Raw genomic sequence first — 15,499 nt, forward strand, 5'->3', positions numbered from 1 at the left:
GCAGGGCCCGTAGGTCAGCATGCGCGGGCGAGCCCCGCGGGAAAGGGCAGGGGCATGCCAAACGGCAAGGTTCGGTTCTACGACGAAGAGCGTGGCTTCGGATTTATTCAGGGCGACGATGGCGCTCAGGTGTACCTTCACGCGTCAGTCATACCCGAAGGCGCAGATGTGCAGCAGGGCACACGGCTTGAATACAGTGTCGCTGACGGCCGCAAGGGCCCGCAGGCACTGTCGGTGCGGGTGCTTGATACGCCCCGGGCCGCGACTCGTGCGCGCACGCGCAACCGCAAGTCGGCCGATGACATGGCGATCATTGTTGAAGATCTGGTGAAGCTGCTTGACGGCCTCGGCGGGCACCTCAAGAATGGGCAGTACCCCGAGCGTGCTCAGGGCCGCAAGGTAGCCACGATGCTGCGGCACGTGGCTGATGATTTTGATGCTTGATCACGATATGAGAGACGGGCAAGACGTGACCGCTGAAGTGATAGTGCCGGATCAAGAGCTGCTCGCAGCTCGCGCTCAAGCGCGCCACGCGCTCGAGGAAATCACCGAGGTGCACTCGATCGGCGCTGAAGCTGGTTACGAAGTGCACGAGGAACGCGTCGTTACACTGTTTTTTGACTGCCGCATGGCCGGGTACCCCGGCTGGCGCTGGGCCGCCACGGTCGCCAAGGTTGACGCCGATGCTCCCGTGAACGTGCTCGAGGTTGAGATGCTGGCCGGTGAAGGCTCAGTGGTCGCCCCCGATTGGGTGCCCTGGTCTGAGCGCCTGGCGCAGTTCCGTGAAACTCAGTCGCAGCACGCCACCGACGGCAGCGATGACGATGAAGACGACACAGATGAGACGGCAGCGGCTCGTGCTGCCGCCGCAGAGCTCAGCGATGAAGACGATGCCGAAGACAACCTGCTCGACAACGACTTCAGCGACTTCGACGATGAAATCGATCTCGACTCAGACGATGATGACTCAGACGATGACGATGACGATGACGATGACGATGACTCAGACGACGATGACGAGTCTGACGACGACGGCGATGAATCTGATGATGACGAGTCTGACGACGATGATGACTTCGACGACGAGTCAGACGACGAAGACTCTGACGACGAAGACTCTGACGATGAGGACGAAGACGCGGCCCCCGCGGTCGAGTATCAGCCCCGCAACAGGTCACGATCGCAGCCGAGGTCACACTCGAGGTCGCGCAGGCGCTAACTCAAAATCAGCCCGAGATCAGTCCAATTCGACTGGCCTCGGGCTTTTTTGTGCCATAAATGTTGCTTATTGGGCACAAATACGTAATTGTTCCCGATGTTTGGACACCGTCCTAAATATTAGGTTTATGTCTGTAACGGGGGAACTCTGACATAGAGGTTCAGACACATCATCGATGGTGGCCTTCCCTCGTCAAGGTGAGACGAGGCCGCGATGAGGCACCCAGGTTTTTCCGCGCGCAGACGCGAATTGCGCGTCCCTAAACACGCAAGGCAGATGCAGCGGAAACCTCGAGGGTTTGCTCGCGCGGTTACGGTCGCGGGCGTGAGCGCTGCGCTCGCCCTGATGGGCACTGTGCCGGCGCTTGCGATTGATACCGATCAGTCGACGGGCACCGGTACGTCTGAGGCCCCGCTGACGACCGAGACGCCGGTTGCTCCCGTAGCGCCCGTCGACGAGGAGGCAGCGGGCGTCGCGCCCGCGCTCCCTGATGAAGAAGGCCAAACGTCTGCGGAGGGCACGCCTCCCGCAGACGCAAACGGCGAGCCGGGCACTGAGACTGGCGCCACCGACGAACCCGCGACGGGTGAAAGCTCCGTAGAGGGCGCCGATGTCGTTGACGAGACCACCGAGGGCGCAGACGCCACCGAGGAGCCCGCAGCTGCGCCAGCGTCTAAAAAGACGGCTGCCCCCAAGCTCGCGTCTGACGCGGTTGCGCTCGCGGGCCCGGCCGGGTCACTCGCGTCGGGCACCTACAACCGTGAAAAGGATAATTCAGATCCCGGCGGCGCCGGCGGCTGGGTGACTGGCGGCCCGCCCCCGGGCCAGGTCGAGTTTGGTAACTTCGTGAGCTCGGCGACCCCCGTTGGGTCGAAGTGGGAGTATTCAGCGAGCTGGACCCGCCCCGGCAGCACCGGCAACTTCGGCTGGACCATCGAATACACGGTGGCCGGCGAAACGTGGGGCCCCTCAGGCCTCGAAGCCTCGTCGCAGGTGCCTCGCCCCGACCGTAGCGAGGGCGGCACCGCCATCAAGGTGGACAGCCGAGGCACTTCTGCCACGATTTGTACCTACTCATCGCAGTCGGATTACCCCTCGAGCTGGACGGGTAGTAACTGCGCGACGATCCCCAACGCGGTGTCGTATGGCGATAACACGGTCACACTCGACTTCATGCTGCCCGGCAGCGTGCTCGGCCAGGCTGGTTGCCCGCCCGAGTTCGGGTCACTCGCGTACCTGCGCGGTTGGACCGGATCCTCGATGAACCTCGTAAGCTGGGTGGCCCCCGCACCGTTTGATCCGCCGAGCACCTGCCCCTCGATCGTCATGATGAAGGGCGACCTGCGCACGAGCCTCGACTCGGGCGGCATCAACGTGGCCTCGACCTACACCGAGGGTGCACAGTTCGCGCTCTACACGAGCGAAACCTCGACCGACGCAGTTGATACCTGCACCATCACGGTGCCCGCAGATGGCTGCCGCTTCGGCGCGGTCACGCAAACGGGCAAGCTGTGGGTCGGCGAAATTGATCCGGTGCCGGGTAGCCCCGCCGCACTGCACTATTCAGCTCCGCTCGGCTCGCTTGCCACCGGCACGCTCGGTGCATACACCGAGCGTAGCTACCGCTACGCGACCCCCGTGATCACGTCGACCACGACGGGCACGATCACACTGCCCGAGGCTTCGGGTCGCAACACCGGTGGCGGCTGGGCAGCCTCAAGCCAGCGCTACGCCAACCGCCTACTGAACCCGAACCTCGAGCTCGATTGCGCCGTGGGCATTAACGTCGCCCTGGTGATGGACCTCTCGGGATCGGTAGCCCAAGCAGGGGCAGCTGACACGCTGCGCGACGCGGCCCTCGGGTTTGTGGACGCGCTTGAAGGTTCTGGCTCATCGGTGGCGCTGATCTCGTTCGGTAATGCCTCACCTCGTGCGGGCACCACGAACCAGACCATTCCGCTGCAGGTCGATGACGCTGCGCAGCGCGCGGTGATCAACGACACCATCCAGCAGTACCGTGATCACACTGTGCGTGATCAGGGCACGAACTGGGATGCGGGTATGTGGGAGGCCTCGCAAGAAGCTGCCAGTTACGACATTGTGTTCGTACTCACCGACGGCAACCCGACCTTCTCGGGCACCTCGCCTGACGGCTCGGGAAGCCTGACCACGTTCGCTGAACTCGAGCGCGCAGTGTTCTCGGCCAACGCAATTAAGGAGGCCGGCGCCCGCGTCATCACCGTGGGCATTGGCGACGGACTGTCGGACTCGAACCTCGCTGCGGTCTCGGGCCCCGTCCCGTTCACCAGCGGTGAGACGCTTGACCAGTTTGATTTCATCAACACTGACTGGCAGGCGCTGCAGACAGTGCTGAAGAACTTCGGTGCGCACCTGGGTTGCTCGGCTGATGTCACCGTGACGAAGCTGGCCGGCGAGAACTCGGCCACCCCGGCTCCCGCAGCCGGGTGGACGTTCACCGCCGCAGCCGAGGGGGCCACACTGAGCCCCGCGGCAGCGCAAGAGACCAATGAGGCCGGTCAGGCTTCATGGCGGGTCGCCCTGCCCGGCGTCAACGCCGAAGCTGCGGTGACGCTCACCGAAACCCAGCGGGCTGACGCCGGCTGGGAGCTCACCGACCTGGCGTGCACGGTCAACGGCACCCCCCTGCCGCTCGACGTGGGGCTTAGCGCCACCGTCTCGGGCGTGGTCGCCGGTGACGACGTGCAGTGCACCTACACCAACGTGAAGCGCAATGCGACGCTCACGCTGGTGAAGGAGGTCAACAATCAGTACGGCGGCACCGGCACCCCCGGTGACTGGCAGCTGACGGCCGCGGGCGACACCAAAACCCTCACGGGTGCCACGGGTGAAGACGCTGTGACCGCCGTGCAGGTACCCCTCGGCGAGTACGCCCTGTCAGAGGCCGACGGCCCCGCAGGCTACGACCCGAGCGCCTGGGCGTGCGTGGATGCGGGATCTGATCCGGCACAGACGCTCACGACCACGGGTGGCACGGTGACGTTGCCGGCCGGCGGTCAGGTGACCTGCACGATCACGAACAGTGATCTGCCGGGAGCTGTGACCTGGAGCAAGACCGCGGCAATCGGTGGCGATCTGCTCGCCGGATCAGAGTGGAAGATCGACGGCTCCACCGCGATCTCGACGCTGACCGACTGCGACGAAGCACCGTGCCCCGCGGGCGGCGACCAAGACCCCGCAGCCGGCGCATTCTCCCTGACCGGTCTGGCCTGGGGCGAATACGAAGTGACCGAAACCAAGGCCCCTCCGGGGTACGTGGGCGGCGCATCGTTCACCTTCACGGTGTCGGGTGATACGGCCGGCTCGGTCATCGCGATCGGTGACGTGACGAACGATCAGCAGGCTGGGGTGGCCTTGCCCCTCACCGGCGGAGTGAGTCGCGAAATGATCACGCTGGGCGGTGCCGCAGTCGCGCTGCTCGCCCTCATCGCAGGCGCACTGTACACGGTACGGCGACGCGCACGTGCCGAGGCCGTATGACTGCCGCACGCATGACCTACACACATCGTTTTGCATCTGGTGCGCAGCTCGCGCACACAAAGGAAGAGGAAGACATCATGACTCAACACAAAGGCGGCGGGATGGCCCGGCGGGCACTCGCGATCTTTGGTGCCGCGGCGCTTGCCACCCTGGGGGTGTTCGCTGGCGGGAGCGCAGCTCACGCAGCGGAGCCACTGCCCGGCAATATTGAGGGCAGCTCCGGATCACTCACCATCCACAAGCACACCGGCACCCCCGGTGATGTAGGGAATGGGCAGGAGCTCGCCGACGCCTCGACCATCGCTGGTTTGGGCGTGGGGCTTGAGGGCGTGACGTTCAGCGTTGAGCGCGTCGCGTTTGACGGTGCCGCGATTGACCTGTCGACCGCAGCAGGCTGGGACCAGGCCGAGGGAGCAACACCCGCCAACGCGGCAACTGCGCCCTACAGCCTGCCCGCCGCAGACGCACAGTCAGTAACGACCGGCGCCGACGGCACCGTGAAGCTGTCTGACCTCGCATACGGCCTGTACCTGGTCACCGAGACCGGCGCGGGTGCAAACCCGATCGTTGGCGCGGTTGAGCCGTTCTTGGTATCGGTGCCGTACCCCAACGCCGAGACCTCGTCATGGAACTACGACGTGCACGTCTACCCCAAGAACCTGCTCGCCGATAACCCGACGAAGGAAGTTTCGAGCGAAGGCGCCATCAAGCAGGGCGACGTCGTCACCTGGACCATCACGGTGCCGGTACCCCGCCCCGCCGAGGGCAACGTCTACACCAACTTCAGCATCACCGATGATCTTGACCCGCTGCTGACCCTCACGGGAGTCTCGGTAAGCCTTGACGGAACCACGCTCACCGAGGGCACCGACTACGTCGCCACCCCGGCCACGCTGCCCGCGGCAGACGGCCCGCTCGTGACCGTCACCCCCAACCTCGCCAACGTGCAGACCGGCCAGACCTACGTCGTCACCCTCACCACCGAGGTCACCGGCGCAGGCGAGATCGTGAACTACGCTCTGCGTAACACCAACGGTGTCGAGAAGGAGATTGGCCCGGCACAGACGAACTGGGGCAAGGTACAGCTCGTCAAGGAGAACCAGTCAGGCGCCACCCTGCAGGGTGCGAAGTTTGAACTCTGGAACGCAGACAAGACCGAGATTGTTCTCGCCGAGCAGACCACCGACGCATCGGGTGTCATCAACTTTGACGCCGTGTGGGTCGGTAACGACGCTGACAAGACCGAAACCTACTGCCTGAAGGAAACCGCGGCTCCCGCCGGCTACGTGCTTCCCAACGATCCGTGGACCTGCGTTGAGGTTACCTCAAACGCCACCGGCATCGCCGTTGGTCAGCGCGTCATCAACACGCAGCAGGTCGGCCCCCAGCTGCCCCTCACCGGCTCGAACGGCTCGACCATCGCTATGGCCGGTGGCATCGCCCTCGTACTGATCGCAGGCGGCGCAACACTGGTAGGCGCTCGCCGCAAGTCACGGGCAGCCAAGTAACACCATGCCGACACATGAACAGCAGCAGCGTTGGAGGTGGCCGCGCTTCGTCACGTTGACGACGGGCATCGCCATCGCCGGGCTGCTGCTGTTCATGTACCCGAGCATCGCCTCATGGTTCGCACAGCTGAACCAGTCACAGGTGGTGCAGTCGGTGAACAGCACGATGCGTGCCGATTCGAATACCGACCTCACCACCGAACTCGACCGGGCACGCGCCTACAACGAATCACTCGTGGGCGGCGCGCTCGTCGGGGCACACAGTAACGTGCCCACGAGCGCCGAGGGTGACTCGGCCGCACAAGACGACGGCGACTACGAAGCGCTGCTGCGCGGCGACGCGGCAGGCACGATGGGCCGATTGCGCATCCCCGCGATCGCGGCCGATCTGCCGATCTATCATGGCACCTCAGACGAGACCCTTGCCAAGGGGGTGGGGCACCTGCAGGGCACCTCACTACCAGTGGGCGGGGCATCGCAGCACTCCGTGCTCACCGCGCACCGCGGTCTCGCAGACGCCCAAATGTTCACTCAGCTTGACCGGGTGAAACAGGGCGACACCTTCACCATCGAGGTGTTTGGTGAGGTCATTACCTACCGGGTGTTTGACACGCAGGTCGTGAAACCCGAAGACACCGAGTCGCTGTATCCCGTCTATGGCGACGACCTCGTCACGCTCGTGACGTGCACCCCGATTGGCATTAACTCACACCGCATTTTGGTGACGGGGGAGCGGGTGACCCCCACCCCGCAGGCCGATCTTGATCGGGCGGGTGAAGTGCCGAATATTCCTGGATTTCCGTGGTGGGCCGTGGGCCTGGGCGCAGCTGTCTTAGGCGCCGGCGCCTATATTTGGCTGGCCGGTCGACTACCACGGGCAAAGACCCGGGGGAGCGGGAGTGTTCACGCGCTTGCTGCAGCCCCCGTGGAATCGCGAAGCTAAGCTTCGCAAAAAACTGCCGGGTCCAACATGTGGTTCCCCCTACATGTTGGGCCCGGCAGCTTTATGTTTGTGCGTTAGCCCGCACCGCAGTGCAGCGCTGCTGGCTAGACCAGGCGCTCGAGCACGTAATCGATGCACGCGGTCAGCGCGCGCACATCAGCGGGCTCAATCGCGGTGAACGTTGCGACGCGCAGCTGGTTGCGGCCCAGCTTGCGGTACGGCTCGGTGTCGAGGATGCCGTTGGCGCGCAGCACCTTGGCGATTGCCGCCGCGTCGACCGACTCGTCGAAATCAATGGTGACGACGACCTGCGAGCGGTGATCCGGGTTCGAAACAAAGGGAGTGGCGACCGGGGTCGCTTCGGCCCAGTCGTACAGCGCCTGAGAGGACTCAGCCGTGCGCGCAGCAGCCCATGAGAGGCCACCCTGCTCGTTGATCCAGCGCACCTGCTCGTCCATCAGCGCGAGCGTTGCCAGTGCCGGGGTGTTGAGCGTCTGGTTCTTGCGTGAGTTCTCGACCGCGCCCTGCAGGTTGAGCGTCTCAGGAATGTAGCGGCCCGAGGACGTGACGCGCTCGATGCGCTCGAGCGCTGCGGGCGAGACGAGAGCGAACCACAGGCCGCCATCAGATGCGAAGTTCTTCTGCGGTGAGAAGTAGTAGACGTCGGTCTCGGCCGCATCGAAGTCGATGCCGCCCGCGCCGCTCGTGGCGTCGATCACGGTGAGCGCGTCGGCGTCAACGCGCTTGATCTGCGTCATCACGCCGGTCGACGTTTCGTTGTGGGGATACGCGTACACGTCGACGCCTTCGGTGACGACGGTCTCAGAGCGTGAGCCCGCGGGGGCCTCGCGCACATCGGGGGCCTCGAGGAACGGGGCAGCCTTTGCCGCCGTTGCGAACTTGGCGCCAAACTCACCGAAGGTGAGGTGCTGGCTGCGGCGCTCGATCAGCGAGTGCACGGCCGAGTCCCAGAAGGTCGTCGCGCCACCGTTGGCGAGCAGAATTTCGTAACCCTCGGGGGCGCGGAACAGATCGGCAAGGCCGTTCTGCACACTCGCGACGAGGTTCTTGACGGGGGCCTGGCGGTGCGAGGTGCCGATGGTGCCGGGCTGCAGTGACGCCAAGAAGTCGAGCTGAGCGCTGCGAACCTTCGAGGGGCCACAGCCAAAACGGCCATCGGCGGGCAGGAGCTGGGCGGGGATCGTAATGTCGGCCATACGCATGATTCTATCGACGCTTGAGGGGCTTGGGTGCCGCATCTGGCGAAGCTAATTTTTTGGACCCGCGGCGGCGGCCCGCGACGGTGCCATTCACGGCCGCGGTAAGGTCGGCCGGGTGGCGCTCGAACCACACGCAGAGCTCCTCGCGGCTCTGTACGCCCACCTTCGCAAAGATGTGCGCCAGGTGCGTTTCCACGGTGCGGGCTGAGATGCCCAGCCGCTCGGCGATGAATCTTGAGGTTCGCCCGAGCGCGGCAAACAGCGCCACCTCACGCTCACGCGGGGTGAGGCCAGGAGCAGGCGGCAACGGCACCCACACGCCCAGCTCGGCCAACAGTCGCACCTCGAGGGAGTCATCGATCGGGGTGGCCGATGCGGGGTCGGCCTGGCAGAGCCGTTCGATGTGCGCCATGACACCCGCGGCCTGCGCTGATTCGAGCCCAGCGGCCAGTGTGCGGGCGCGCTGAAGTTGCTCTGCGGGGAGGGTGCGGCGGCGGTAGCAGGCGATGTGCAGCGCCATCAGTTCGATGTACTCGAGCTGCTCGTCAGCGGCCCACGCGGCGAGCTCGTCAGCCATCGGGCCGACGTCGCCCTCGCCCAGCCATGAGTGGGCGCGCAGCTGGTAGCCGCGGCACAGGCCAGTGAGCATTTGACTGACGCCCCACACGGGGATGGTGGCGAGGTGCAGATTGGCGAGAGATTCTTCGCGCTGCCCCAGCACCGCGAGCGCATAGCCGCGGGCGGCCGAGACGAACGGGCGCAGCCCAAAGCTGTCGGCGAGCTGCAGCTCTTGGAGCAGCTGGTGGGTCTGCTGAGCCACGTCACTCCAGCGGCCGTTTTGGATCGAGACGATCACCTGTGCGGCGTTGAGTAGGCCGGCGTGGTGCGACTCTGAAGATGCGAACGTGAGCGGCCCGAATGCGAGCCCCTCCCATACCTCGGTGGCGCCGTCTGAGCGGCCGCCCATACAGCAACTCACCACCCACCCGAAGGCGTGGAAGTCGACGAAATCGCGGCGTGCGAGGGGGCCGAGCTGGGTGAGCGCGTGCATGCGCTTCGACATGCTGGCGGCCTGCTCGGTCTTGCCGCGCTGCGCGAGGATGAGGGCCATGCTGCCGCGGGCTGACGAGCGAATCCACTCGAGCGCGAGATCGCCTGATACCGGGGTATCGTCATCGAGTTCGCTGGCGAGGCGAAGCTCGCCCGCGCCCGCGTGGGCGTACACGCGCGAGGCTCGTAGCACCTCTCGGGCGTGCGGGGTCGCATCGGTGAAGCGAGATTCGATGGCCTGCAGCTCGGCGATGGCGGCCGCGGTGTCAACGGGCGGCACCACCAGCAACCTGATGGTGGCCACAAGCATTGCCGCGTGCACGACGGGTTCGATGCTGTCGATCTGGGCCGTGTCATTGAGCAGCCGCACGATGGCGTGCCCCGAGAGCTGCTCAGTGTCGTAATCACCGATGAGGCTGGCGAGGCGAGCGGCTTCGAGTAGCGCGACGGCCCGCTGCTGGGGCCGCAGATCGGGGTGAGCGCCCACCCGCACGGCGAGCCGCAGCGCTTCGTGCGGGTTGGTGCGGCGCACGCCGAGATCGAAGGCGTTCCACAGCCAGGCGGCAGGAAGATCACGGTCGGCGAGCAGCCCGACGGTCACGAGCCTGATGAGGCGCTCGGGAATGTGCACGGGGTCGAGGCCGTGGCGATCAGCATCGAGCAAGTCGAACACGGTGTCGTAGATTTCAAAGCGCCGTGTCGGGGCGAGCGAGGCCCGAATGGACTCGGCGAGCAGCGCGTGAGTGATGACGAGTGCTTGTCGGTCGGGGTGTTGCCGCCACGACAGAAACCCGAGGCTGAATAGGCGCGCCAACACCGTTGCATCGAAGCTGCGCAACAGGCTCGACTCGGTGACGGGCTCGGCGAGCGCAATCACCTCGAGCATGCGGCGCTCGTCATCGGTGCACCCCGACGTGTGAATCTCGGCGAACTCGCCAGATACCGAGTCGTCACCGCGCGCGACCCAGGCGACCCCGCCGTTGCGCTGCAGCCGGCCAGAGCTTGCCGCGTTGAGACCGAGCGCTGCGAGGCCGTAGCTGGTGCCGCGGGCGAGCTCGTGCCAACGGGCCAGGGTGTCGTGGTCAATGCGCTGCACGCCCAACAGGGTCGACAAATATTCGTCTGCGTCTTGGAGATCGAGCGGAGCGACCGAGAGCTTGGTGTGCCCCAGCCCGCGCATCAGCGACTCCACCTCATTGCTCAGCCCCGTGGCGATCGCAATTGTGCGGGGGGCGTGGGGGTGACTGATGATGAGTCTGAGAAGCTGCAGGTCACCGGGGGAATACGCGTCGACGTCGGGGGCGATGAGCGTCATAGCGGGGCGCAGCGCATCTGAGGCGAGCGAGGTCAGAATGTGGTTCGCGCGCTCCTGCGGCGTCGCGGCGATCGAAAAGTCATTGCCGAACACCGAGTTCACGCCGCTTGCGCCTGTGGGCGGAGTGGGCAAGACGGTGACGGGGGAGGCCGCAACCGCGACGGAGTTCACCCCTGAACGCGAGTCGCCCTGGGGCTCTTCGGCGGCGAGAATGCGTGCCGCTGAGGTCGCGAGAAAGAGGCGACCATTGCCGCGCTCACCGAGCAGCAGGGTCAGCGAACCGACCTCTCGCGTGGCCTCCAGCACCTGCGCGAGCCTGCGCGCGGGCGGCCGGGCGGCAGGGAATTGTGGCGTGACAGGTGACGACCCGGTGACACCGAGCCGTTGCAGTTCAATATTCAAAAGAGGTCCCCATGCTATCGCCCCACACAGGCGATACACCCATTTTCTGCTTTTGACTATCTATTGTAAAGCTTTGTAGAAAACATGCGTTTGTTAGACCCGGTCTGCATTCATTTTTGGACACCGTCCCAGAAGCGGTGTGGGGCTCAATATTTGAGGCCCCACGGGGAGCGACGCGGGGCCAAGATGTCGGCATGCACAGGCACTATGCCGTATGGTGGAAACCGTATATAGGTGAATGAGGAGGGTAGCGATGGCGGATCTTATTGATACGACGGAAATGTACCTCCGCACAATTCTTGAGCTCGAAGAAGAGGGGATCGTGCCTCTGCGCGCACGTATCTCTGAACGGCTCGGTCACTCGGGCCCCACGGTTTCGCAGACGGTGGCACGCATGGAACGCGACGGCCTCGTCGTCGTTACCGATGATCGCCGCCTCGAACTCACTGTTGACGGCCGCAGCAAGTCGGTGCGCGTGATGCGTAAGCACCGCCTCGCAGAGCGCCTGCTCTCTGACGTCATTGGCCTCGAATGGCCCTACGTGCACGAAGAGGCATGCCGCTGGGAGCACGTGATGAGCGAGCGCGTCGAGCGTAAGTTGCTCGAGATTCTCGATCACCCCACCGAATCTCCCTATGGCAACCCGATCCCCGGGCTCGAAGAGCTCGGCGAGATTCGCGCCGGATCTTTCCAGACCGGCGTCGTGGGCCTCGTTGAGCTGTTGATCGAAGCCGATCGCACCGCCACCGCGCGCATCAAGCGCCTGGCCGAACCGGCGCAGGTTGATCCGGAGCTGCTGCAGGACCTGGCAGCTGCTGGGGTCGTACCCGGCAAACAAGCTTCCTTTACTAGGCGCGGCGACATCGTGCGCGTCGAGGTAGATGGAATGAGTGATGCGATCGATCTCCCCATGGAGATCGCCGCTCATATTTTCGTCTCACTATAGAGACACCGCTCGTTTGCGGCTTTCTCGCACGCGGGCAGACCAGTGTGAGGAATTAGCCCAATTGAGGGCTGTCCTCCCGTAACGGAGTTGATAGACCGAGGAGTCCAAGTTGTCCCTTCCTACCCCTGAAGCGCACATTCGCGCGGTCACTGATGCGGTTCAGGCTCGCAGCACAGGTGAGCCTGAATTCTTGCAGTCAGTGCATGAGGTACTGGAGTCACTGCCTCCTGTGCTGGCCGAACACCCCGAATTCATTAGCGGCGGCATTCTCGACCGTCTCGTTGAGCCCGAACGCCAGCTGATTTTCCGTGTGCCGTGGGTTGACGACCAGAACCAGGTGCGGGTCAACCGCGGGTTCCGCGTGCAGTTCAACTCGGCGCTCGGCCCGTACAAGGGTGGGCTGCGGTTTCACCCCAGCGTGAACCTGTCGATCATTAAGTTCTTGGGCTTCGAGCAGATCTTCAAGAACGCGCTCACCTCGCAGCGCATCGGCGGCGGCAAGGGCGGGTCAGACTTCGACCCGACCGGCAAGAGCGACGGCGAAGTGATGCGGTTCTGCCAGAGCTTCATGATGGAGCTCGTGCACCACATCGGTGAAGACACCGATATTCCCGCCGGCGACATCGGCGTGGGCGGCCGCGAAATCGGTTACCTGTTCGGTCAGTACCGCCGCAGCACGCAGCGCTACGAATCGGGCGTGCTCACCGGCAAGGGTGTTGGTTGGGGCGGTGCCGAAGTGCGTACCGAGGCCACCGGCTACGGCGCAGTATTCTTCGCAGAAGAAATGCTGCTGCGCGTGGGCGAGGCCATCGAGGGCCGCCGCGCCATCGTGTCGGGCTCGGGCAACGTGGCAACCTACGCCATCGAAAAGATTCAGCAGCTCGGTGGCAAGGCCATCACCGCTTCTGACTCGAGCGGCTACGTCGTTGACGAGGCCGGCATCGATCTTGAGCTGCTGAAGCAGGTCAAGGGTGTCGATCGCGCTCGCATCTCTGAGTACGCAGAGCGTCGCCCCGGTGCGCACTTCGTCTCGGGTGGATCGGTGTGGGATGTGCCGGGTGCGCTTGCGTTCCCCTGCGCCACGCAGAACGAGCTGCACGAGTCTGACGCCCGCACCATGATCGCTAACGGTGTGCGTGCCGTCACCGAGGGCGCGAACATGCCCACGACCCCCGCGGCGGCCGAACTGTTTCAGCAGGCCGGCGTGCTGTTTGGGCCGGGTAAGGCCGCGAACGCCGGTGGCGTCGCCACCTCAGCGCTCGAGATGAGCCAGAACGCAGCCCGGTCGCGCTGGGATCGCGACACCAGCGAGAACCGTCTGCACAAGATCATGCGCGACGTGCACGAGGCAACCTACGCGGCTTCGGCACGCTACGGCCGCCCCGGCGACTACATTCTGGGTGCGAACTCGGCCGCCTTTGTGCGGGTCTCGCAGGCCATGCTTGAACAGGGCCTGATCTAGCCCGTCGACTTTGGCGCCGCGCGCCTGAAAGAACTGCTCCTCTTGGTTGGTCACTGAACTTTTCAGTCCAGCTGCGGGGAGCAGTTCTTTTTGCCTGTTTTGGGGAACAGTTGCGGCTATTTTCCCAAGATTGGCGATTTGTGGGAAAACAGGGCTGCAGGGTTTTCGCCTATAAGAAGGGGGAAATCGGCTGGCGGGGAATGCTGCGGAGAAGGCGTTCAGTGTTGAGTTCGCGGTTGTGGCTGCGGTTGCGGCTGCGCTTGTGGTTTCGCACATGGGCTGGGGCGGGTGTGCTGGGGCGATCCGGGGCAGGCATGTCAGTTACTTAGATAGCGCGTAAGTCTCTCGATATCGAGACAACCCTGAAAATGGTGAGGGCCGAAAATTGGCGTAAAACAGCCAACATTCAACCTCTAGCTGAGGGATTTCGGTCTCAGCGTGACATTCCCGTTATCTTCAGTTACCCTTGAACGGTCGCGAACTCTAGCGGTTCGCACCCTTTAGTAAGAGAACGTACGCAAACGAAGTTAGGCAGTTATTCTCGTGAGTTTTACTCCCAGCACGGACCTCGTGGTGTCTGCACACACCCCGAAGCGCTCAGTATCCACCTCGAAGCGCTTCGCCCAGATGGCCGGCGCGGCCGTACTGAGCGTTGGCCTGGTCGGCACGTTCAGCCTCCCGGCTTACGCAGTGGCACCCGAAGTTCAGGGCATCCCTGATGGCTTCGCCGCTGCTCAGTCACTCGAGACCTCAGACGTCGACGCGGCACCGCTCGCCCTCGCTGCACCCGAGGGCGCAGTCGATTCAGAGATCGTCGCAGCCGAGAAGGCTGAAGCAGAAGAGAAGAAGGCTGCAGAAGCAGCTGCCAAGGTTGCAGAGGAAGCAGCTAAGGCTGCGGCCGCTGCTCCGGCTGGCGCAGCTGCGGCTGCTCCGGCAGGCGCCCCTACCGGCGTTGACGTGCCCGCTGGCGCTGGCGCCCAGGGTATCGTGTCGGCTGCGCTCGCGCAGCTGGGCGAGATGCAGGACTGCACCGCGCTCGTCGAGCGTTCACTGCGGGCCATCGGTATTCCTGCCGGCGACCTTGGCACCCAGATCGGTGAATACACCGGCCTCGGTGGCGTCAGCGTTGCGGGCGGCGACTACGCACCCGGTGACGTGCTCATCTGGTCGGGCCGCCACGTAGCCGTGTACATCGGTAACGGTCAGGCAGTTCACGGTGGCTACGGTGGAAACCAGACCGTCGTTGCAAGCGCGTTCCTCGACGGTTCGCCTGACGGCGTCGTTCGCTTCGGCTAATAGCCCAAGCTAATACCCGAGTCGTGCAGACTCACAACTAACTTCGTATAGACGAACGGGCGGGGCTCAGGCCTCGCCCGTTCGTTTTCTGCGTCTGTGGGCAGGCGTGTTGAGCGCGATAAGTGCTCGCTGACCTGCGCTATACTCGCAGGGGTTGAAAGGTAATTTCACCTACGCCTTGGTAGCTCAGTGGATAGAGCACTTCTCTCCTAAAGAAGGTGTCGCGGGTTCGATTCCCGCCCAGGGCACAAATTAAAGAATCATGAAATACCAGGTCATGGCCTAAATCGGGCTCTCGGCTGAAGCTTTCGCTTTTTAATGAAGGTGTCAGCGTGGGGCAAACGTGGGGCAGAAGCCCTGCAAACACCGTTGGGCGTCGACGACGCTTGCGGGAAGAGCTATGTGCTTTCGCGGTGCCGCGCAGAGATCTTTGGATGCTGTGGTGGCCTCGGTGTTGGCTTCGGGTAGCCGGTGCGCGTACTTTCTTATCATTGCGGTTGAAGCGTGGCTAGAAGGTTTGTTAGTTTTGTGGGCGGTCAGTCGTCAACGAACTTCTTGGCCACACGGGCCATGACTGATGGGGTGGCTCTGCTTTGAGCCCTCAACGTGGGACATGTTC

General features: G+C 64.1%; 10 protein-coding genes and 1 tRNA gene. 9 read left to right on the forward strand and 2 right to left on the reverse strand.

Annotated elements, in window-relative coordinates:
- The first annotated feature begins 54 nt into the window (after positions 1 to 54).
- The 5 genes from JOF28_RS11720 (at position 55) to JOF28_RS11740 (ending at position 7,189) form a co-directional block, all read left to right on the forward strand.
- Positions 55 to 444 carry a cold-shock protein gene (locus tag JOF28_RS11720; protein ID WP_209705910.1) on the forward strand — a complete coding sequence of 130 codons (390 nt, stop codon included), beginning with the start codon at positions 55 to 57 and terminating at the stop codon, positions 442 to 444.
- Positions 437 to 1,219: a DUF3027 domain-containing protein gene (locus tag JOF28_RS11725; RefSeq protein WP_245189957.1), complete on the forward strand. Its 783-nt coding sequence runs from the start codon at positions 437 to 439 to the stop codon at positions 1,217 to 1,219. The genes JOF28_RS11720 and JOF28_RS11725 overlap by 8 nt, the downstream gene beginning before the upstream one ends.
- 324 nt (positions 1,220 to 1,543) lie before the next feature.
- Entirely contained in the window at positions 1,544 to 4,738 is a 3,195-nt protein-coding gene (locus tag JOF28_RS14585) for a SpaA isopeptide-forming pilin-related protein (RefSeq protein WP_209705911.1), read from the forward strand.
- Between the two features lie 77 nt (positions 4,739 to 4,815).
- Positions 4,816 to 6,246 (forward strand): SpaH/EbpB family LPXTG-anchored major pilin, encoded by a 1,431-nt coding sequence (locus JOF28_RS11735; RefSeq protein WP_209705912.1) that lies wholly within the window; start codon positions 4,816 to 4,818, stop codon positions 6,244 to 6,246.
- A 4-nt stretch (positions 6,247 to 6,250) separates the two neighbouring features.
- Positions 6,251 to 7,189: a class C sortase gene (locus JOF28_RS11740; protein WP_209705913.1), complete on the forward strand. Its 939-nt coding sequence runs from the start codon at positions 6,251 to 6,253 to the stop codon at positions 7,187 to 7,189.
- Between the two features lie 104 nt (positions 7,190 to 7,293).
- Here JOF28_RS11740 and serC read toward each other — a convergent pair whose 3' ends face one another.
- Both serC and JOF28_RS14590 read right to left on the reverse strand, forming a co-directional pair.
- Complete coding sequence (gene serC / locus JOF28_RS11745; protein ID WP_209705914.1) at positions 7,294 to 8,406, reverse strand: phosphoserine transaminase; 1,113 nt, start codon at positions 8,404 to 8,406, stop codon at positions 7,294 to 7,296.
- Positions 8,407 to 8,416: 10 nt separating this feature from the next.
- On the reverse strand, positions 8,417 to 11,176 hold the full coding sequence (locus JOF28_RS14590) for a helix-turn-helix transcriptional regulator (protein WP_245189958.1): 2,760 nt from the start codon (positions 11,174 to 11,176) through the stop codon (positions 8,417 to 8,419).
- Positions 11,177 to 11,429: 253 nt separating this feature from the next.
- On the opposite strand from JOF28_RS14590, the gene JOF28_RS11755 reads away from it, so the two are divergent.
- From JOF28_RS11755 to JOF28_RS11770, 4 genes are all read left to right on the forward strand, one after another.
- Entirely contained in the window at positions 11,430 to 12,122 is a 693-nt protein-coding gene (locus tag JOF28_RS11755) for an iron-dependent transcriptional repressor DtxR (RefSeq protein WP_209705915.1), read from the forward strand.
- Between the two features lie 109 nt (positions 12,123 to 12,231).
- Positions 12,232 to 13,584: an NADP-specific glutamate dehydrogenase gene (gdhA, locus tag JOF28_RS11760; protein ID WP_209705916.1), complete on the forward strand. Its 1,353-nt coding sequence runs from the start codon at positions 12,232 to 12,234 to the stop codon at positions 13,582 to 13,584.
- Between the two features lie 573 nt (positions 13,585 to 14,157).
- Positions 14,158 to 14,880, forward strand: coding sequence for an NlpC/P60 family protein (locus tag JOF28_RS11765; protein ID WP_342452165.1), 723 nt, complete (start codon positions 14,158 to 14,160; stop codon positions 14,878 to 14,880).
- A gap of 175 nt (positions 14,881 to 15,055) precedes the next feature.
- Positions 15,056 to 15,128, forward strand: a tRNA-Arg gene (locus tag JOF28_RS11770).
- Positions 15,129 to 15,499 lie beyond the last annotated feature (371 nt).

Origin of the sequence: Leucobacter exalbidus (assembly GCF_017834145.1) — a bacterium.
GTDB lineage: Bacteria > Actinomycetota > Actinomycetes > Actinomycetales > Microbacteriaceae > Leucobacter > Leucobacter exalbidus.

Coding starts and splice junctions, on each gene's coding strand:
- JOF28_RS11720 (WP_209705910.1), top strand. CDS start 55: ATGCCAAACGGCAAGGTTCGGTTCTACGACGAAGAGCGTGGCTTCGGA.
- JOF28_RS11725 (WP_245189957.1), top strand. CDS start 437: ATGCTTGATCACGATATGAGAGACGGGCAAGACGTGACCGCTGAAGTG.
- JOF28_RS11735 (WP_209705912.1), top strand. CDS start 4,816: ATGACTCAACACAAAGGCGGCGGGATGGCCCGGCGGGCACTCGCGATC.
- JOF28_RS11740 (WP_209705913.1), top strand. CDS start 6,251: ATGCCGACACATGAACAGCAGCAGCGTTGGAGGTGGCCGCGCTTCGTC.
- serC (WP_209705914.1), bottom strand. CDS start 8,406: ATGGCCGACATTACGATCCCCGCCCAGCTCCTGCCCGCCGATGGCCGT.
- JOF28_RS11755 (WP_209705915.1), top strand. CDS start 11,430: ATGGCGGATCTTATTGATACGACGGAAATGTACCTCCGCACAATTCTT.